This is a genomic window from Rhodopirellula sp. UH5 (assembly GCF_056839225.1).
In genome coordinates this window covers 5,032,359-5,053,384 of the sequence record NZ_CM166390.1, presented here as the reverse complement: position 1 = coordinate 5,053,384, position 21,026 = coordinate 5,032,359, and the positions used below count along the sequence as shown (strand labels likewise).

At 55.1% G+C, this 21,026-nt stretch carries 10 protein-coding genes; 6 read left to right on the top strand and 4 right to left on the bottom strand.

Annotation, left to right across the window (positions count from 1 at the left end):
• Positions 1-2: 2 nt before the first annotated feature.
• A complete protein-coding gene (locus UH5x_RS17770) occupies positions 3-8,810 on the bottom strand; it encodes a beta-ketoacyl synthase N-terminal-like domain-containing protein (RefSeq protein ID WP_482633207.1) in 8,808 nt (2,935 codons plus the stop codon).
• 592 nt (positions 8,811-9,402) lie between these two features.
• Between UH5x_RS17770 and UH5x_RS17765 the strand changes: the two genes are divergently transcribed.
• The 4 genes from UH5x_RS17765 (at position 9,403) to UH5x_RS17750 (ending at position 15,398) form a co-directional block, all read left to right on the top strand.
• Positions 9,403-11,070 carry a B12-binding domain-containing radical SAM protein gene (locus UH5x_RS17765; RefSeq protein ID WP_482633206.1) on the top strand — a complete coding sequence of 556 codons (1,668 nt, stop codon included), beginning with the start codon at positions 9,403-9,405 and terminating at the stop codon, positions 11,068-11,070.
• A gap of 319 nt (positions 11,071-11,389) precedes the next feature.
• A complete protein-coding gene (gene wbaP / locus UH5x_RS17760) occupies positions 11,390-12,967 on the top strand; it encodes an undecaprenyl-phosphate galactose phosphotransferase WbaP (protein WP_482633205.1) in 1,578 nt (525 codons plus the stop codon).
• A gap of 196 nt (positions 12,968-13,163) precedes the next feature.
• A complete protein-coding gene (locus UH5x_RS17755) occupies positions 13,164-14,552 on the top strand; it encodes a lipopolysaccharide biosynthesis protein (protein WP_482633204.1) in 1,389 nt (462 codons plus the stop codon).
• A gap of 15 nt (positions 14,553-14,567) precedes the next feature.
• A complete protein-coding gene (locus UH5x_RS17750) occupies positions 14,568-15,398 on the top strand; it encodes a sulfotransferase domain-containing protein (RefSeq protein ID WP_482633203.1) in 831 nt (276 codons plus the stop codon).
• 12 nt (positions 15,399-15,410) lie between these two features.
• On the opposite strand, the gene UH5x_RS17745 is transcribed toward UH5x_RS17750, so the two are convergent.
• The gene (locus UH5x_RS17745; RefSeq protein WP_482633202.1) at positions 15,411-16,400 is read right to left on the bottom strand and encodes a hypothetical protein; all 990 of its coding nucleotides are present in this window, start codon (positions 16,398-16,400) and stop codon (positions 15,411-15,413) included.
• Between the two features lie 113 nt (positions 16,401-16,513).
• Positions 16,514-17,620: an acyltransferase family protein gene (locus UH5x_RS17740; protein ID WP_482633201.1), complete on the bottom strand. Its 1,107-nt coding sequence runs from the start codon at positions 17,618-17,620 to the stop codon at positions 16,514-16,516.
• 428 nt (positions 17,621-18,048) lie between these two features.
• Between UH5x_RS17740 and UH5x_RS17735 the strand changes: the two genes are divergently transcribed.
• Positions 18,049-19,263, top strand: a complete 1,215-nt coding sequence (locus UH5x_RS17735; RefSeq protein WP_482633200.1) for a polysaccharide pyruvyl transferase family protein — start codon at positions 18,049-18,051, stop codon at positions 19,261-19,263.
• Between the two features lie 27 nt (positions 19,264-19,290).
• Entirely contained in the window at positions 19,291-20,397 is a 1,107-nt protein-coding gene (locus UH5x_RS17730; RefSeq protein WP_482633199.1) for a glycosyltransferase, read from the top strand.
• Positions 20,398-20,499: 102 nt separating this feature from the next.
• Here the strand turns inward: UH5x_RS17730 and UH5x_RS17725 are convergent, their stop codons facing one another.
• Positions 20,500-20,721, bottom strand: coding sequence for a hypothetical protein (locus UH5x_RS17725; RefSeq protein ID WP_482633198.1), 222 nt, complete (start codon positions 20,719-20,721; stop codon positions 20,500-20,502).
• Between the last annotated feature and the right edge of the window lie 305 nt (positions 20,722-21,026).

Sequence of the window (21,026 nt, the reverse complement as noted above, 5' to 3'; positions counted from 1 at the left end):
GCTTAGCGAAGCCAACCGATTCGATAGCCACCGATTCGCAAGATCAGTTCCTGATTCTGACCCACCAAAACCGCCGACATCATGCCGCCGTCGGAACCGCCAGAAGAACCCGTCGTGGTCTCACCTTCCCACTGCACGTGAACTTTCAATGGCTCGCCGGGATCAGGCAAGCGACCGATTTCGATGGAATCAAAGGAGATTGGCAAACTCGGCCGATCAGCAACCCGGTAAGCGAGCATGCCCGCCGCGTACAAGACCGCATCCATCGTGGCTGGCGACAAAACCCATCCCAACAACGGACGAGCCTCGCCTGCCAAGTGAGCGGGACTGGGCGCGACGATGGTCCCGACCGCACGAGGTCGTTTCGCGGGATCTCCACCTGACAAACCGGCGTCGGCATTCCCGAATCCGATCGACCGCAAACACTGAAGCGATGGACCGTGATAGATCGGCGCCTGCTCGCTGGCGAATTCCACCGCAGACTCGAGCATCTCGTCGTTGCCAGGCGACACAACAGGAACACTGTCGTCACCCAACTCGATCGTCGCTGCAAAATGCGGGCGTTGAGCTTGGACCAATCGACCATCTCGGCGACGCAAATCGCTGACCAATGACCAACGGCTCGGCACCGACGGATCTCGCAACAACTCCACCGCGATCGCGTCGTCTGTCATGAACTTGAGCGGCATGGTGGCCGAAACCTCACGGCAACGCATGACCTTGTGATCGGTGCCCCAGCGAGCCGATTCGGCCAGCAGTTCGATCGCCATCACGAACGGCAACGTGGGACGTCCGTTGACCAAGTGGTGCTTCAAAAACAGATCGCGTTCGGGGTCCAATGTCACCGCAAAGGAATCTTGCGCTGTCGCTGGCATGCGTTCCGTCGGATCGATCATGGGCGAGGGACCGGGCAACGTGTTCCCCGCTCGCGACGATTCGGCGGGGAAGAATTTGCGAACATAACGGCGGTCCGTGATCAGCACCTCGGCCTCCTCCCCACCGTGCTCGACTTCGTTCAAAAAGTGCTGCAGCCCCTCTTCGGCCGGCATGAATTCCATGCCAATCATATCGAGTGCCAACTTGGCTTCAGGCTTGGTCGCCATCCCAACGTCGCCCCAAGCGTGCCAGTGAAAGGTCACGCATCGCGTCTCGGGACGCTGCTGTCGCAATCGACCGATCAACTTGGCAAGCATCTCGTTGGCAGCGGAATAGTCCGTGTGTCCATTGGCACCGAAACGTCCGCTGATCGAACCGTAGCCAAGGAACCATTCCAATGGATCGTTCTGCGTCGCCGATGCCAACGCGATCGTGCCATCGATTTTGGCGGAAAAACACTGCGCCACTTTATCGGGTCGCTTGCGATCAAACCGCGCATCTTGGCCGGAACCGGCACCCTGAATCACACCCCGGATAGGACCGTCCATGCTGCGGATTTTGGCAACAACCTCCGCCACCGCTTCGAAGTCCGAAACATTGACGCTGTGATAGGTGGCCTCAATCGAACGTTCGCGACACTCCTCGAGCGTGAGGTCAATCTCAATGGCCTTTTCGAATTGCCGCCAAGTCTTGACGGGGTTGCCGCCTTCTCGCTGAATGCGCGCCATCTCGGATCGGCGCAAGTCCGCTCGATCTCGCTGAGCATGTTCCCGCACGGACGGGTCGATGTGTGGCACCGGGGCCATCCCCAGTAAATGCAGTTTCAACCCGTGACGTTCGGCCAATGCCATCGCCGTCATCGCCGTGATCCCACGACCTCCGCCGGCAACGATCCAAGTGCCGCCGGGGGTGACCTGAGGCATCTGCGATGAAACATCGAGCGGAGAGTAGCGAGCTTCCGTTGCCAATCGTTTCTCACCGGCGACCGCGACTTCCTCGTCGTAGGACGGAACGGCTAACTCACGAAACACGCCCTCGGCCAACTCATCCGGGCTCGCAGCCTCGATCTGATCAATGATCAACATCGGCGTGTCGCGGTAACCACGCATCCAGGCCTCGATCAACATCGCTTTGGTCAAACCAGCCAATCCGCCGGACTCGGCTGAACGACCATGAATCAGCTTGGAAGACTGAGCCAATTCCGACATCGCGTCGAAACCAAACCCTCCTCCCATCTTCAAGGTGGAGACCAACGACGCCTGAGCCATCCGGTCTTCATCGATCGTTCGCTGCATCCAACGCTGACAAACGCGATAGGGAATCGCGAGCGCATCGGATTGACGCCGCTTCCAACTCGCCGCGTCCAACGTTGTCCAACAAGCCGCATCGTCGTGCGGCGTGGTCAGAAAAAGGTGCGGCGTGGCATCAACAGACCAGACGCGATCCAGTTCGGCATCGAGTTCAGTCAAAGTCAGCTGAGCTGCGATGCGATGAACCGGGACACCTGCCATTTGACACCGATTCGCGATTGCATCGGCGACCGAATTGTTGCCAAGAATCAGCGCGGCCCCGTTCAGTGGACGCATCGCTGGCATCCCGTCGCGTCGCGGTGCCGATTTCGTTCGCATCACGAAACGATGGGTCCCCGAGGCGGGTGCCTGAGACGTCACTTCGGATGAGTCAGAACTGAGATTCAGCGAGGCGTTTTTTTTTTCGTCCGCAGGCTGACCAATCTGCTCCATCACAAACGCGTGGATCGAAGACAACGTCGGAAAATCCGACAGCTTCAAGTTCGACTCGCGAAGCGATTGCAACTCGTACTGCTGTTCCAGCTCGCCCAGCAACTGAGCTCGCTTGATGCTGTCGATCCCAAGCTCGCCTTCCAAATCCGCGTCCATGTCGATGATGTCTTCGTCGTAACCGGTTTGATCCACGACCAAGTCGATCATCAACCGTTGCAACGATTCGGCGGTGGTGTTGAAGTCCTCCGTGGGATTGGATTCGGGCTGGTCGTTGTGCCCGAGTGCATCGATTGGAGCGGAGACCAACTCGGTGTCTTCGAGCCCTGCTGGATCACCGACCAGTTGCAGGATGTCGTCGAGCGAAGAGAACTGAGCCAACCGCATGGACTGCGTGTCGACTTCCAAGTTGCCCCACTGAACGATTTCACCGATCAGCTGAGCCTTCTTGATGCTGTCGACACCCAGCTCGGCTTCCAAGTCCGCGTCGAACTCGATCACCTCTGAGTCGTACCCCGTCAAATCGACCACGAGGTCAAACAAGAACGATCGAGCGGACTGCAGACGTTCTCGCGTGCCGGTGTCGGCAACAGGATTCGCCGCGGTGGTGACCGTTGCCATCGGCTGCATTGGACTGGAAACCACATCGCCATTTTGCATTCCGTTGCGATGATCACTTCCGTTCTTACCGACCGAATGAACGGTCACGGATTCCGCGACGGCAGAGGATGCCTTGACGCCCGAGTCCTGCGCAGATGCCGAACGGGGCTCTTCCTGCGAGACTTCCTGCTGACGTCGACTCCGCCGGGTGACATCGACGACTTCGAATGCTGGCCGCGACGCCGTCAGCGTGCTCGGCTGATGGACATGAGTTTGTGACGACACCACGGAGGCGCTTGCTTTGGAAACCGATTCACTCGATGCACGGGTGGATTGACCAAGTGACTCGTACGCCAACTCGATCAATTGTCGCTGACGATTTGGATCGCGACCGCGGTCATCCGCCGACATGCAGAGCACGTGCGGAGCAACCGTTGCGGTGGCCAATCGAGTCAGCACGTTGTTGGGGCCGACTTCAACCAGTAACTCGCAACCATCGTGAACCAAACGCTCCGTCGCACCGCTGAAGCACACCGGACGCGTCAACTGCGTGACCAAATTGTCAACGATCTCAGATGGCTCGGCCAAATACCGATTCGACACCGCCGACAAAAACGCGAATCGTGGCGGACGCGCGTTCTGGCCCGTGAATCGAGCTCGCAGCATTTCTTGAGCTGGCATCATCTCGGGAGTGTGAAATGCAGCCGGCACAGGAATCACCACCGACGCCATGCCAGCAGACGCCAATTGCTTTTTCGCGGCCGTCATCTGCTCGGGGTCACCAGCGATCACGGTTTGCTGCGGTGAGTTGTGGTGCGAAATGGTGTAGCGAATTTCGGAACCCTGCAAAGCAGCGTCGACCGCCGAAGGCGCTCCACGAACCGACAACAATTCACCTCGTTCACGTGTCGTCATCACCACGCTATCGCTTCGCGACTTGGCAAACTCGATGGCTTGCCGAGTGGTCACAACGCCAGCGCACCAAGCGGCGGTGCATTCGCCAAAGCTGTGCCCCAGCACCACATCGGGACGCAATCCGCGACGCAGCAACGAATCCGCAAACATCGAACCAACTGCCAACACCCACGCCTGAGTCCACCACACATCACGACCGAGTTGCGAGTCTGGATCGTCCAGACGATCCGAGACCACAGGCAAACCAAGCGATTTCAGCTGTTGATCGAAACCGTCCAAGAACGCCCGGCTGGCAGATGAATCATTGGTGTCCAACCAAGTCGGAACAGCCGAGTACTGCGAACCTTGCCCCGGGAACAACCAACCAACACGTGGACTGGCACACTCACTGGAGCGAGCGTTTGGTAGCCAAACCCAACCATCCTTTTTTGCCAAAACCCCGGAGACTTGCTGACGAATAGGCCCTGCAATTGCCGCTGACGCCGCTGCTGACAACTCGCTGTCGTCTTTGCCCAACAAGACCGCTCGACAGGCTGTCACAGAGGAGGAAGTGAACGCCGGCACGCAGCTTTCGCTCGCCGACTTTCCTGAGGCAACCTCGCTCAGAGCAACTCGCAACCCTTCCAAGGTCGCACACTGCAGACGAACAACGAGCGTTCCCGACGACCCAAGCCCCGACTCCTTCACCAAGGCGTCGGCAAGCGATCGCGTCGACACGGAAGAAGTCGGCTGCGGCGTGGATACGAGTGAGGTCGAAATCAAAGGAGTCTCGCCGGTAGGCAAAGTGGACGGCTCATAGTTCATTTGGGGGGAGACACTATAATTAACCCGATATCCATCGTCGGCAACTTCTCCGATCGGAATTGAAACGCTCGCAGACGACTCGCTGCTGAACTTGGGCGTCAAAGTCGCCGCTATTGCACGAATGATACCCTGACCGCCGCCCAAGTGACCGATTTGGCCGACCAGCTTTTGTGAAGAAATAAATCCTGGCATCTGGGAACGACGAGCCGATTCGGCTCGCGCCGCCACCACATCACTCGAAAAAGCCTCGGTCGGCTTGGACAACACGCCCAAAATGGTTCGCCCCTGTGCCTTGGCATCGGACAAACGCTGAAGCGTCAAAACCGCCACGCCCTCGCCAGGAATGATCTGGGATCCATCGTCGGGCAAATCTTCCGGGCGGCCCGATGGCAACAGTTGCTCTTTGCGTGCGAGTTGCTCGAAGGCGACCAAGTCCATCCCCCGTTGAGTCACACCGCACAACGCCAAATCAACCGCACCGGCATGCAACTGCTCCATCGCAGTGATCAACGCCAACCCGCCGGAGGCTTCGTCCGCATCGACCGCGAACGCCCCGCCCATCAAGTCAAATGTTCTCGCAATTCGCGATGCGAGCGTGCTGGCCGTGAACCCGCCGGTTTCATCCAGCAAAGCACCGTACTTTTCAAGCGTCAACGTTCGCAGCTCATCAGCAACGACATTTGTTTTTGAATCATCCCACCCCATCGATGCCAGGCTACGGCGGAGGTGCTGAGTGATCTCAGGCAACCGCAATCCAATTTGCAACTCGTTGCTGAACTGGCCGCCAAAAATCGTTCCAACGACCACGCCGACTCGCTCGCGATCAACGGACCATTGCCCGCCGTCGAACTCATCCATCGCCTGTCGAACCGCCTCGATCAGCATCAACTGAGCCGGGTTGGCATTGGCCACCATTTTCGGCGGGATTCGATACGACTGAGCATCGAACTTGAAATCTCGAACGTATCCGCCGCGGCAATGTGGCGTCGTGTAACTCGATCGATCCGAACCTGGGTTCACACCAAGCCAAGCTCCGCTGCGAGTGCCGACCCATCGGCCTTCCGGCGGATCGCTGATTGCCGATCGACCGCTCTGCAACAACTCTCGAAATGCTTGAAGATTGGCAGCACCTGGCAACACCACACCACGACCCACAATCGCGATCGGCTCCTCTTCTTGATTTGTTTGAGAAGTTGAATGGCGGACCGAAGGCTTCTCTTCGATCACCGCATGAGCATTCAATCCGCCGATACCAAACGCGTTGACCGCCGCCACACGACCATCCGAGGAGGTGCGTTGTTGCCACGGTTCCACGCGGTCAACAATCCGAACCGGTGCGTCAGTCCAATCGTGACGTTCGGTTGGCAAAGCGAAATGGATCGATGGTGGAATCTGTCCGCGACGCATCGCCAACAAACACTTCACCACACCGACCAAACCGGCCGCTTCCAACAAGTGTCCCAGGTTGCTTTTGACGCTGCCGATCGGCAACACACCCTGCTGACTTTGGTTGGCTCGCAACAGCGAAGTCAAACTTTCCAGTTCAGTGGCGTCGCCCACTTGCGTGCTGGTGGCGTGGCACTCCAAGTAATCAATGTTGAGCGGATCCGAATCAACGGCGCGTCGCATCGCCGTTTGTTGACCTTCGCTTCGCGGCGCCCACAGACCTTTGCCTTTGCCATCCGACGCGACACCCACACCTCGCAACGTCGCCAGAACGGGCAGCCCGTTGGTTTCCGCAACGCTTCGTCGAGCCACGACCACCGCCACATAACCTTCGCTGCTGATCAACCCGCTGGCACGATTGTCGAACGGGAACGATCCCGTTTCGCTGCACGCACCTGACTGCGAGAACAACGCCAAGTTGTCGACGTTGTTGAACGTTGCGCCACCGACGACCGCCAAATCCAACCGGTTCGCTTCGATGGCGGACGCCGCATGCTGCAGCGCCAACAGAGACGACGAACACGCCGCATCGATCACCTCGCGACGGCCTTCGAATCCCATCAATCGCGCGGCCAAAGAAGCCGCCGAATAGGCGTTGAAAGCCGGTGAATGCCCCGGTTCATACCGCGGCCGATCCTGACGAATGGCGGATGAAATCGATGCTTTGACCTGTTTTCTCGAATCAGAATCGACGGATTGCAGCGAAGGAACTTGGTCAACCAACTCCATCGTCGTGTCTGCCATCGTCGCCATGGCAAGCGGACCGCCCAACTCAGTTCCACCACTGTGCCCAACAAAAACGCCAGCCCGAACGGGATCAACTGCGAGCGAACGATCGGATGTGCGATGCAGTGCCGAGGCGGACGACAAACTGCATGTCCCCGAAGCTGCCTTGAGCGCCGCCACCGCGACCTGAGCAAACTGCCGATGCGTCAGATCAAATACCCCGAGCGACCCAATCGCCTGCTCAACCGCAGCATCCAATGGTTCAGGTGAAACACAGCCACCAAGTTGCGTGTACGTCTTTCCTGGAACGCCTTTTTGATTCTCGAAGTACAACTCGCGGTTCAAGCGATCTTCCGGCATCGGCGCGATCACCGAACGACCTTCAAACAGCATCTCTTCGAACGCTTGTGCGCTATCAACGCCGCCCGGCAAACGAACCTCAAAACCACAAATCACGCAGTCATCAGGATCGCCACCTTGCTGGACTGTTGCTGGTTTCGCCTTGGGTTGCCCCGTCGCGGAAGCCGGTTTCGCCACCTTGGGTGCTTTCGATGGAACGGCCGACCAGTTCCCGATCATCTGCAGCAGTTCCTCACTGCCGATCTCAGGCGTGTCGTCCAAGTGCGTTGTTGCAATCACGTCATCGATGTTTGCACGATCAAAGATGGGATCGTCTCGAAAGTATGGCAAAAACGTTTTTACAAACGGACCAGCCATTTGATCCAACTCTTGCCGTTCGCTGCCTGCCCCAATCGATGCGCTGCTGAGTTGCCGCGGTCGTTTCAGCCGATCTGGTTTTCGAGTCTGCAACCACTTCGTCGTCGCAGAATGAAATGCTGCGTCCAAGGACTCAATGGCCGTGCCCTCGCGTGTGGTCAGATGATACGTCCGGCCATGCAATCGAGGCGTGCTCATCACCTTGCAAATGGCTCGTGCGATCCAGTCCACGTCCACAATGTTCTTGCGTTCGCTTCCTGAAAACCCCAGGTCGCGAAACCACTGCCCATCTTCGGGCAAACCAAATCGCGACGCCAACATTTGGTACATCGAGAATGCACCGTAGATCGTTCGATCACCTGATACCGGCGACAACCCCGTTCGATCGATCACGATCGAGGGCCGATAAACCGTGAGACTCGACTCGCCGAATGATTCGCGAACGATCCCTTCCGCAATCAGCTTGCTGCGTTCGTAATCGTTGGCAAACGATTGGCCGACCGTTCCTTCGCTTTCCTTCACGCGTCCCGATCGCTTGCCGCAAACGTACGCGGTGGAGACATGGTGGAACTGCGAGATTCCAACCTTCTGGCAAAACGCCACGACGTTCCGGGTACCGTCGACGTTGGTTCGGTAGGGCTCGTTGTCGCCCTGCGGGTCAGCCGGCAGGAAGCTCAGGCTCGCTGCACTGTGCAAGATTCGATCGCAGTTGGCCCGCACCCACTCAATCGACTCCTCCTTCAAACCCAAATTGTCTCGGTTCAAATCGCCTTCCAAAATCTTTGGACGTGGCAGAGACACTTGCCAAGCATTCTCGAATCGACCGAGGATTTGCTCCATCCGTTGCTCGGCGGTGAGCTTGCCCTTCGCTCGTACCAAGACCGCGCATTCCGTCCGGCCCCGCAATAACTCAGCCACCACATAAGAACCGAGCATTCCGCTGGCTCCCGTGATCAAGGGCATTCGTCGATAGGCTGAGTCGGACATGCTGAAAGCAGGGCGGTGTTAGCACGCCCTCAAATGGCTGAAGAACAAATGTTTCGTAGTGCCCAAGTCTATTCACCGAATCCCCGGTGCAAATGTCGTGACACAAAAAGATGGCGTTGCCTCATGACCCAAAACCAAAAATCCGAATCAATCTGATCACGCGGGCTGAGTGGATTGTGGCGATCGTTGCTGCCGTGACTCCTGACACCGGCGACCTCTTCCCAACGCGTCATCGAGAATCCAAGCCCGCCAAACTCGTCCGTGCCCGACATCCTGCCGCCCTCAAAACATCGGCTCTTCGGTTCACCGCAGTGCCAATTCACGTCAGCCGCACCAATCTGTCCACTTCGCTAAATCACGAAATTCACGTTGAAAACAGGTTTCTGGTTTGGCTGCCCCACCCAAAGAGACTAGTTTGATTGAGACCCATGGAAGCATGTTCACTCGAATATCCAAGATTGATTCGGCTTTGCTCTGCTCCTGATTTCCTCTCTCAGCTAGACCTGCGATCATGCATTCGACGCCCAATCCGTCCCGGTTGCCGGCATCACCCAGATTGCCCGAGAGCCCCGATTCGCCCGTTCGTTGCCTGATGATTCAGCCCTGCTTCGAACAAACGAACTATTGGAATTTCGTTGAAAGCGCCAAAGCCATTGGCGCGAAAGCCACCGCCCCGCCACTGGGCCTGATGACCGTCGCGGCCTTGTTGCCCCAGCAATGGGAGTTTCGGATCGCGGACCAAAACGTCGCGCCAGTGGAGGAATCCGATTGGGAATGGGCCGACGTGATTTGCACCGGCGGCATGCTGCCCCAGCAACCTGGCATCCTGCACTGGGTGGAACGCGCCAACGCGGAGGGAAAGTTCGTCGTCGTCGGTGGACCGGACCCAACCAGCCAACCACAGATCTACCAAGACGCGGATGCGGTCGTCGTTGGCGAAGGTGAGCTGACCATTCCGATGTGGCTGGATGCCTGGCGAGATGGCAATCCCAAAGGTCAATTTGAATCACCGCACAAACCCGATGTGACCACGACGCCGACGCCGCGTTTCGACTTGGTGGACTTCGATGACTACCTGCACGTCGGGGTGCAATCCTCCCGAGGCTGCCCGTACAACTGCGAATTCTGCGACATCATCGAGCTGTTCGGCCGGCGTCCTCGCGTCAAAAATCCCGATCAGTTCCTCGCCGAACTACAACGACTCTATGACTTGGGCTACCGAGGCTGGGTCGACTTCACGGACGACAACTTCATTGGCAATCGCAAACTCATCAAACCGTTGTTGGTTGCACTGAAGCAATGGAACGAAGAGCACAATTACCCGTTTGTGTTCTCCACCGAAGCCAGCATCAACCTCGCCGACGACAAAGAATTGCTGGAACTGATGCGAGACGTCCAGTTCCGCTATGTCTTCCTGGGAATCGAGTCCCCTGATGAAGAAACGTTGATTCACACACAAAAACGAATCAACACGGTGCATCCGATCATCGATCGAGTGCGAACGATCTACGACCACGGGATCTCCGTCGCGGCCGGGTTGATCATCGGATTTGACACCGACAAACCGGGCACCGATGTCCCCATGATCCGCTTCATCCAAGAAAGCGGCATCACACTATCGATGGTTGGATTGTTGTCAGCGCTCCCCAACACACAGCTCACCCGGCGGCTATCCAAAGAACGCCGTTTGATTGATTCCGAACACAATTGGATTCAAGACACGGGCGCAAAGTACGAGCTCCGAAGTGTGGAGTCCAAGGATCAAACGATCAGCGGAATGAACTTCGTCACCACACGAGATCGAGTGGAGATCTACCAAGAGCTTCGCAACATCATTGAAAACGTCTACTCGCCGCGAGCCTTCATGGACCGGGTGATCGACACAGCGGCGCGAATCAAAATCGTCAACAAACACGTGCCCAACGCGTGGGAATTCCGCCGTATGTTCAAGGGGTTCCGGACCATCGCCTGGCGAATGCTTCGCGACAAACGCACGCGGTCGCTCTACATCCGCAACTTCGTTCGTGCAGCGATGATGGGACCGACCAAGTTTGAATACGCCCACACCGTCATGGGCAGCTTCCTGCATTTCGACCTGCAGACCCAGAAGATGCTGGAGGCCCTCGACGTCTCCATCGACTTCGCCAAGCACCACGCCAAATACCCACGAAGCGTCGCCGACATGCCAGCCATGGCCACCCAAAGCCAAGTCGTCTCGCTACCACTCGCACAATCCGAGGGCTGCACCCCTCCTAACTAACTCGTAGCCAGCCAATTCACCCGTAGCCGGATTCGCCAGAATTCGGTTCTGACCACACTGAAATCACATTCGCGACACCCCTGTCGTCAACTTAAGTGTCCGGCGGTTCATTCCCGCTCCAACGAACGATCCGTATCGATTGCGGAACCCTGGCCACCCTTAGAAAGGCTTGATGGCACAGCGACTCAAATCTGTTTGAAAGCGTGATGAACATCCCTTTTTTTCTGGTCATCGCAATTAGAATGCCCTCGCCCACGCAGCCCCCAGGCCGAGCGGGCCAACTCTTCTCATCTTGACCGTCCAACTTAGTTAGCGATTGATGACGCACTTAGACACGAATCCGCTGCCGGTCGGTGTCGTTTGCACAGACACGATCGAACAACTGGACCCATTTGTCCCCAGCGCCGCAGTCACCGACCATCGCCGCACCCAACGAAACACCTCCAGCCCCAATCGTCGCCGCGCAACTCGGAATCAAGCAACCGGATCGATGCAGGTCTTCCTGACCTGTGTTCCGCTGGTTCTGGGCGACTTGACCGCACTCCTTGCCTCGGGTGCCATCGCTGCAATTCCGCTGATCTTGGCCAACTGGCTCAACCTTCATTCAGGCCTAGGACTCCAGGCTGTGTGCCTATCCGTCTGCTATTTGGTCACCGGATCCATCTTGGGTTTGTACCCAGGCACTGGCATCAGTCCCGTTCTGGAACTTCGTCAAACAGTTCTTGCCGCGGCAGCATCCTTTGCCTTTGTGATGCTTGCCAACATGACCCTGGCAACTCTCAGCACCGGCGAATTCCTGCTCTGCATGCTCGGCATGGCGGTGTCCGCCTTCTTGGTACCGATCGTACGCCTGATCACTCGAAAGCTTTGCTCGAAAACCAGTTGGTGGGGCGAAAACACAATCATCGTTGGCTCCGGCCCTCAAGGGCGTGCCCTGTTCCGATTCTACAATCGTGTCCCGCAACGCGGCCTTCGACCGATTGGAGTGGTGGACTTTCCTCGACAATCCGTGGACGGGCAGTCGGAAGAACTCAACGGCATTCCGTACCTCGGATCGGTGCAGCGACTGGACCGCCTACGCCGCAAACTCCAAATTCGCTGGGCGATTGTCGCCCCGGGTGGATGCGAACAAATCGACATGAACGAAGTCATGTCGCACGCCGGAAACGTTCCCAACCTGCTCGTGCTGCCCTCCCAAGTGTTGCTGCCGAGCCTGTGGACCAACACGCGTGAATGCGCCGGTGTCATGGGAGTCCATCTTCGCGATCACCTTCGAAGTCCCATCAGCCGTTTCGTCAAACGGACCGTGGACCTGCTCGTTTCCGGGACCGCTCTGATCACTCTTTCCCCACTGTTCATTCTGGCGATGCTTTTCATCAAATGGAAAAGCCCCGGCCCGGTCTTCTACGGTCACAAACGAATCGGCATTGGCGGCGAAACGTTCAAGGCCTGGAAGTTCCGCACGATGGTGACCAATGCAGACGAGGTCCTCGAACAATACCTCGAACAAGACCCAGAAATGCGTCGACAATGGGTCGAGGATCAGAAACTCAAGAACGACCCACGAATCATCCCTGGCATCGGCCATTTTCTCCGCAAGTCCAGCCTCGATGAAATCCCGCAATTGTGGAACACCTTCAAAGGTGAGATGAGCCTCGTGGGCCCACGCCCGATCGTCTCGGATGAAATCGGTCGCTACCGAGAGATGTACCCGCTGTACCTGCGAGTCCGCCCAGGCATCACAGGCCTCTGGCAAGTCTCCGGCCGCAACGACACCAGCTACGAACAACGCATCCGTCTGGACAGCTACTACGTCTGCAACTGGTCCCCCTGGCTCGACACCTACATCATCTTCCGAACGTTCCGAACAATGCTCTTCCGAGAAGGAGCGTACTGATTCACAGCAGTGCCACACGAAATGCCTAAGACAAAAGAGAGTTTCGGCCAAAACGGAAAATTGCCACCAACCATCATTTCATATTGTGATCGTCCCGGTACCATATTCCAATCGTTCGTGCGTACCACACAACCTTACCTACTCCGGTCGGATTCAATTTTTTGCGAGAGACCCGATAGCGAATCCTGAATTAACGTTGAGTAAATTATCATCTAAAGAGGAGTCATCGTTTCGAAGCCACGGGACATGGGCGATGGCGGGCCGACTTCTCAATATCGTCGTGGTTGCACTGAGTGGATTTATATTTGCTCGCGTGATGCCAACCAAAGCAGATTTTGGGACTTTCACTTTTGTCCAATCACTCGTAACGCTCTTTGGAATTGCTGCTGGAGCGGGCTTGGGAACGATAGCAGTTCGTTGGGTAGCAGAAGCGAAGAACCGAAACCAGTCAGCAGCACAACCATTTCAAAAAATTGGCAAATCGCTGATTGTTGTCGCATTTGCCGTCGGATTGGCGTCGTCAGCAGGTTTGTGGGCATGGGCCTACTTTGGAGATCGCACGTCCAAAATCCCTGCTAGCCCGATTCTGGTGGTGATTGGAATTGCAATCATGTCGCGCGGCACCCACCAGTTTCTTGCAGGAACCGCAAGGGCAGATTCCCGCCTAAAAGTTGCCAACTTACTTGACGGAGCAAACGGTGGCCCCATCTCAAACGGCTTGCTGCTCGCTGGAATCGTCATCGTAGCTTTGTTCGCCGAAGCCACTTGGCAGTCGGCTACCACCCAACTTGCTGTCGCAAACGTCGCGGCCGCATTTGTCGGAATATGGTGCTTGCGAGATCTAGTCACTCAGACGACAAGCCAACCCAACAAAGCTCCCGTGGCAACCCCACCTGCTCTCGCGGTTGGCCTACCGGTGGCAGCCACCTCCCTGATTGTCTTTTTCGTCGAACAACTAGACTTGCTTTATGGAGGCTGGAGTCTTTCCGATAACGACCTTGCTGAATACTCGGCGGCAAAACGAATTAGCCTGGTCCTTCGAATGCCGTTCGCCATTGTGAACATGGCAGTTTCAGGCGTAATCTCGCAACTCTATATTGATAATAGAATCGATCGATTGCGTAAGATCCTGACGGGTACAACCACAGCGGCGTTTGCGATCTCGCTTCTCGCTGCAGTTCCTCTCTTGGTAGCTCCTCACAGATTAATCACGATTGGCTTTGGCGCTGAATACGAATCGGCGGCCAGCACGATGATGATACTCCTCATCGGGCAGCTGATTACTGTCCTTGGCGGAAGCTGTCAGCAACTTCTGCTATTCACTAAACATGAGAAACCTGCACTCGCAATCAATCTTGGAGCCGCTATTTCATTTGGCCTCTTCTTGGTTGTCATCCCGAAGCACAGCCCAGAAGGTGTCGCGGCTTGCTTCGTCATCACAACAGTCATTCGATCGGGCGCAATGTGGTATGCAAGCCGGAAGTTGCTCGGCGTAAACACCGCGCCGAGCCGCCAAGGCCTTCGATGGGTCGGAGAGCAGATTAGAAAATCCCTTCCGCCCTGGAATAGAAACCAGAACAATTAACAACTGATTCATTCAATGCCAAAAACTACCCTTCCAAACTTCTTGTACATAGGCCCACCCAAGTCTGGGTCATCATGGCTCTACGAAATACTGTCCCAACATCCTGATGTCTTCGTCCCGACGCTGAAAGACCTCTACTTCTTTGACCGCCACTACGACCGTGGACTCAAATGGTACAGCAAACAATTTAGAGGCGGCAGCAACTCTCCAGCAATCGGAGAGATCTCTCATGACTATCTCTACTGCGATCAGGCATGCGACCGTATCAGCGGGGATCTCCCGGGCGTAAAGCTGCTAACAATTCTTCGCAACCCAACTGACCGCGCCATCTCACACTACAAGTATTCAAAACGCTTTGGCAACGTAACAGGATATTTCTCGGATGCCGTGAAGCAAAACCCCTCAATACTAGACCGAGGTCTTTATGGAAAGTACCTCCAAAATTTCCTCAACACTTTTCCTCCCAATCAAGTCGGCATTTTCTTTTTTGACAAATTGCTATCTGACCCGAACAGGCTTGCGAAAGACATTTTCCAGTTCCTGGAAGTCTCCCCAGTTCCCGGCATTGATGCAAACCGAAAAGTGAACGCTCACGCGGTTTCACGATCACTGCATTTGTCACGCCTTGCGAAACGAGGCGCGCATCTAACTCGCAGGCTTGGCTGGACAAAAGTACTGGGTCACGCCAAACGCTCGAAGACAATCAACCGAATGTTGTTTAGCACAACCAATAGTAAAAGAGACGAAACTGAAGATTTCGACGATGCCAAAGCGACCTGCAACGCGTTCTACCGGGAAGACTTAGAACACCTCCGTTCGCTTATTCCGAGCGTGCCACCTTGGTAGCGACGCCAACGATCACCTCAACACCTCATATACATAGACTGATGCTAGCATGTGAAGCAACGAAAGCACCAATAATGAAAGCAAGATCCTCGCATTGAATCGAGGAAAAAGCATCAGCACAACGAAATAGTAGTAACGAGCATTCTGGAAAGCATGTGTCACCGACGTGAAGACCATAAAGACGATCACCGACGCCATTATCGTTCGCCAGAAGACATTTTGTTCGTCACTGTCGAACCTGCGCACCGACAGCCAACTCAGCCCCAACACAACTGCCGTGAACGGCAACGCAAACCAATAGTCAAGGGGAGGGTTAATCCCAAGATGCAGGGACGAAAGAAAGACTCCTGCCGATTCAAAAACAGAGTACTCCGGATTCACAACGTCACGCGTGTGCGAATACGCGGCAACCGGGGGGGCAAAATTCGCCAACACGGCGAAGTTCCGATCCAACAACACGCTTGCAATGATGCCGGCGATAGTCAGCAAGACCGCTTTTGCGGATGATACCCTGACAAGAACGAAGGCCGTGATACGAAAAGCTATGATTATCACTCCATTCTTCTCCCCGGTCGCTAAAGAAAACAGGAGAATCACCGAAGAAACCAAAAGCTCGCGTCGCCAGGTCGAGGCCAAGTCGATGAAAGCCATCGGGAACAAGATAAACTCCTGCTTGATCTTTGTTGCCAAGAAGGCTGAATAAGGCCAGAGCAAATAAAGTGTCGCATGCCGCACCGGCAACACGCCGGTGACAAACAATGCCCCCATCATCAACAAAGTCAGCAGTATCTGGACAAATCGAACTTCGAAAAGGTCAGCGACCGTCAACTTGGCGGGAACCCGGAAGAACTCAATGATATGATTGTATTGATCAATCCCACGTTGAGTGTCGATGTACCCCTGTTCGTCGGCATTGAAGAAATACGAGAACGCGGCGCAATTGATTGCAAAGACGATGCTAGCAAGGACGAGTCCTCCAAACTCAATTTTACGATTCTGCATTCTGGTCTGCCGATAGAATATAAAAGGAAACGGGCATCCAAGGCACATCGCCCAGTGAAAAGGAGTGGAGCAATCTAGACGCCGCAAGGGCACCTTTATTGCGGTGCAGAAGACTAGGCCCTTTCACTCTCGGGGTCCTGTTCTGATGTGGCATCAGGCTTCACCGAATTGTTCAGCCAGCGAAGAAAACTCTTGCCCAGCGAAATCGATGGCGTTTCAATGAATTGAAAAACCAACCATGAAAACAGCAGTGTCGAACCGAGCGCTCCGGCGATGGCGACGCCGCTCGATTCACTGTGCTCTCGAAACCATTCCAAAACTGGACTGTGGAAGACATAGAACCCATACGAAACCTGGCCGAGAACCAACAAAGGACGGTAGCAGAGAAATTTGCCGCGAAACAAAACGCCCAAAAAGAATAATGTTCCCAAGGCATATGAGCAGATGTATCGCATTGGGTTTTCGTCGAATCGCGTTGCGAACGAATACCCGAACAAACAGGCACCCCCTACATACAAGGTAAACCAAGCGAAATAAACACCAAGCAGTTTCCGAGGAATGGGGGACTGAAAGTGCTTGCGAAGAATGGCTCCGAGAACCATAATATGCAGCGCCAAAAACATAGCCAAAGGCAGTTTCAGTTGTGTCGCATACCGAGCGAGCGAGACGGCGACAGCTGTCATTCCCATAACATGAAACGATGTGCCCAGATGCTTCGTCAGATAGTCGACATTCCACAATGAAACGGCAACAATGGTGAAGTAGAATCCCATTTCAATCGTCAGCGTCCAGTAGACGCTGATTAGATTTTTGAATCCCATGAATTCTTGGAGCATGGTCACGTTGGCTAAGACCTGCGGTGCTGCAAACGACTCGCTTGACAACAATAACACCAAGCCGATTGACAGCCAGTAAACCGGGTACAATCGAAAAAAACGTTTGATCACAAAGTCTTTAACATTTGGATTTTTCGCAAAGCCAGGCAAGACGAGAAAGCCGGAGACAAAGAAGAACAGAACGACGCCAGCCTTCCCAATGTCGACCTGTCGCTCGAACGATTCGATGGCCGGAAGGTTCAAATGCGAGATAAAAACCATCAATGCTGCGACACCGCGGGCACCTTCGATGTTGTCAAATCGCTGAGGGGCGGTGCTTTTTGCGTCGGTCATAACTGGCTGGTGATGCGAAAGTGAATTAAAACGGGTGATTCTGACCCACACATCGCGACGTCGTGGAGAAATAGAGAATCAAAAGTTCCAATAAAAATCATAAGTGAACGGACTGGGGCGGATCATGGAATCTAAATTAACGACGCTTTCTGATCCCTCAACGCCGAACGAATCCAAACGTTACACCGCGACATACCTTCGAGCTGAAGGAGAGTTTCCGCTGCTTAGAGTTCCAAATCTGCCTGCACGTGGCTGAAGTCTTGATAAATCGCGTCCAATCGCCAGGCCCCTGGTGGAAGCATTGTAGCCGGTGCTATTTCGAAAGATAGGCTCTCTTCGGCGTCGATGCTTCAGCGCTCCAGAACTCGTTACGAAAAGAAGGAGGAGAGCCTTCAAGAACACGGCTCACTGAACTAGGCTTTTAAAATCAGTGCGTCATGGAGCGACCTGCCTGCGTTCGCCACCCAAACATTTTCGCCATGCAATCTCAACACATCACTGTCTGCGGCGTCCGTTACAGCCCGAATCTTGGCGACGGAGTGATATCAGACTGTTTGGGATGGATGATCCCGGAGGTCTCTCCCGGCGCAGTCGTAGCGAATGTCGACCTGGCAGGACGTACCTCGTTCGGCGAAGAAACCATCTCAGGTCGCCGGGCCAAATTGAGACTGTTGCTCGCATTGCCAAAACCGATCCAAAACCTGGTTGTTCGACAGCTGCTAGCACGAAGAATCAAGCGTAATTTACTTCCACGATGGCGAGACACCCTCCTTCAGAGCGACGCCTGCCTGATCGGTGGTGGTCAACTGCTGTCCGATTCGGATCTGAACTTCCCGTTGAAGATTGACGGTTTCATGCGAGCCGTTGCTGAGCAGCATTTACCAGTCGCATTCTACGCTTGCGGTGTCACGCACCGTGGAAGAGAGGGTGCCGGATTGTTGTCACGTTCGCTATCGTCGCCAAACGTGAAAGCGATCTACTTGCGAGATCAAACGTCAATCTCCACGGCGCAACACTTCGGTATTCATGGAGCCAGGCTCGCCTATGATCCAGCGATCCACGTCGCGCAAGCATACGGGTGCGAACCCCCCATCCCTGAAGGTGCAGCGGACTGTTTTGATGTCGGTGTTAACTTCACCGATCCTGTCAACATGACCTATTCGTCCGGACGGGAGATTCCCTATCTCGATCGTCTTCCACAAATCATGACAACGGTCGTGCAGGAACTTGCAGCACGAGGACTTCGCGTGGCCTTGTTCACCAACGGAGCCGTGGAGGATGAACAGTTCCTAGACCAAGTGGATGCCCGGTCGCACCTGACTCAAATTTCAGGTGTCAGTCGTTTGCCACGTGCGATCGAACCCTCCGACTTGGTTCATTTGATTCACCGCATGCGGTCGGTGATCGCACACCGCTTGCATACAAACATCATTGCATTCGGCTTACAGATTCCGTCCGTCGGGCTGGAGTGGAGCCAGAAGGTCCCCCATTTTTTCGAACTCACTGACCGCTGCGAATTTCTCGTCACCCTCGAAGAAATGTCGGCGGAGGCGATCTTGCAGCGATTTGATTTCATGACTGGGCGTCCTGTCGATGTCGCAAAACTCGCGGCAATGAAATCAAGCAGCCTCGCTACACTTCGGCAGGCGTTGGAACATCTGGGCGTGCATACAATCGGCCAACCAGTCGTCTGACCAATCAATCCCTTTCAAGAGTAGATTATGGCAAATATTGGACTCGTGCACGAATGGCTTACGACCTACGCGGGTAGCGAACGAGTGGTTGAACAAATTGCGAAGGCGTTGCCGATTGCACGCCTCTACGTGATGGTTGACTTTTTGAAAGAAGCACGCCCGGAAGTCTTCCAGCAGATCCCTGTGACGACATCGGTTATTCAGAAAATGCCGTTCGCAAAAAGCAAATATCGAAGCTATTTGCCATTGATGCCACTTGCGGTCGAGCAACATGATGTAACCGAGCATGACCTAGTCATCGCGTCCCAGCACTGCGTATCACATGGCGTCATCACTCGCCCCGACCAGCCGATGATTTCGTATGTGCATTCCCCGATGCGTTACGCTTGGGACCTGCAACACGAATACCTGCGGAACAAGGGAATCGACAAGGGGATGCGATCAGTAATCGCCCGCACGATTCTGCATTACACAAGGCTCTGGGATCGCGCTTCGGCTGACCGTGTTGACCACTTCGTGTGTAATTCAAAATTCATCGCGGCTCGAATCGCAAAGTACTACCGTCGCGAATCCACGGTGATCCACCCGCCGGTTGCAACCGAGGATTTTCGATTGAACGAACAGAAAGAAGACTTCTTTCTGACGGCGGGACGCATGGTCCCATACAAAAGATTCGACTTGGTCGTCAGTGCGTTCGCAAAAATGCCAAACAAGAAGCTGATTGTGATTGGTGACGGCCCGGAGATGAGAACAGTCAAAACGCATGCCGCGCCGAACATCATATTTGAAGGGCATCAGCCGTTTTCAGTGCTCTGTGAGCGAATGGGACAAGCGAAAGGCTTTGTATTTGCAGCGTGTGAAGACTTCGGAATTATGCCGGTCGAAGCTCAGGCTTGTGGCACTCCTGTGATCGCCTATGGGCGAGGTGGTTCAGTCGAAACGGTTGAAGATGGACTCACTGGAATTTTGTTTCCCGAACAAACCGAGCAAGCCATCATAGACGCCGTTCAGCTATTTGAGTCAAAATCATTCGCTCCAGATATTTGCCGAGAACACTCACTTAAGTTCTCAGAAGCTCGCTTTCGAAAACAATTTACTGATTTTGTTGATCGAGTGCTGGAGATGCGGCGTTAGACGGTTGGTGCCCAGGGAGTCAGAATTCGCAACCTCATGCGAGGGAGCCACAAGTGTTCCATCTCCCTATGTGGGTAAAACGGGCAAAGCTCCGCTGGTTTATCAATCGGCATCCAGGTCACCGTTGCCGGCTTGCTGAGCGCACTCCAGATGATCGGTCAGGTCAGCGACCGCCTCGAGATCGCGACTCGCTTTGCCTTTGACGCACGAGCAACTCAGTTCGCCGACCAACCCCTCGAGTTCCATACGCGTTGCCGCGATAACCGACTGACATTCCAGCGGCGCGTCCAGACCGCCTGACAGGGAGCCCTCCTCCAGAATCAATTCGCGATGCCCCGCATCAGTTGGGTCCGCTCGGTCAACTCCGACAGCTTGCCACCTTCACATCGCGGCACTCACGAATGCTCTTGGGATGCGAAGCTCGCCAAACATCCGGAAGCAACGCTTCGAAGTCCTCTGCGGGTTGCCAGTGAAAGGGAGATCCCGCGCCCTTCGACACACTGCAGCGGCCCTCCCCTGATGGCTGCCTTTAACAATGCCCGGGGTATATCCGTACAGAGAACGAAAGACGCAAAATTGTCTTTTTTTTCCCAACTGTCCCCTTTACCACCAAAGGGCCACGTACACAC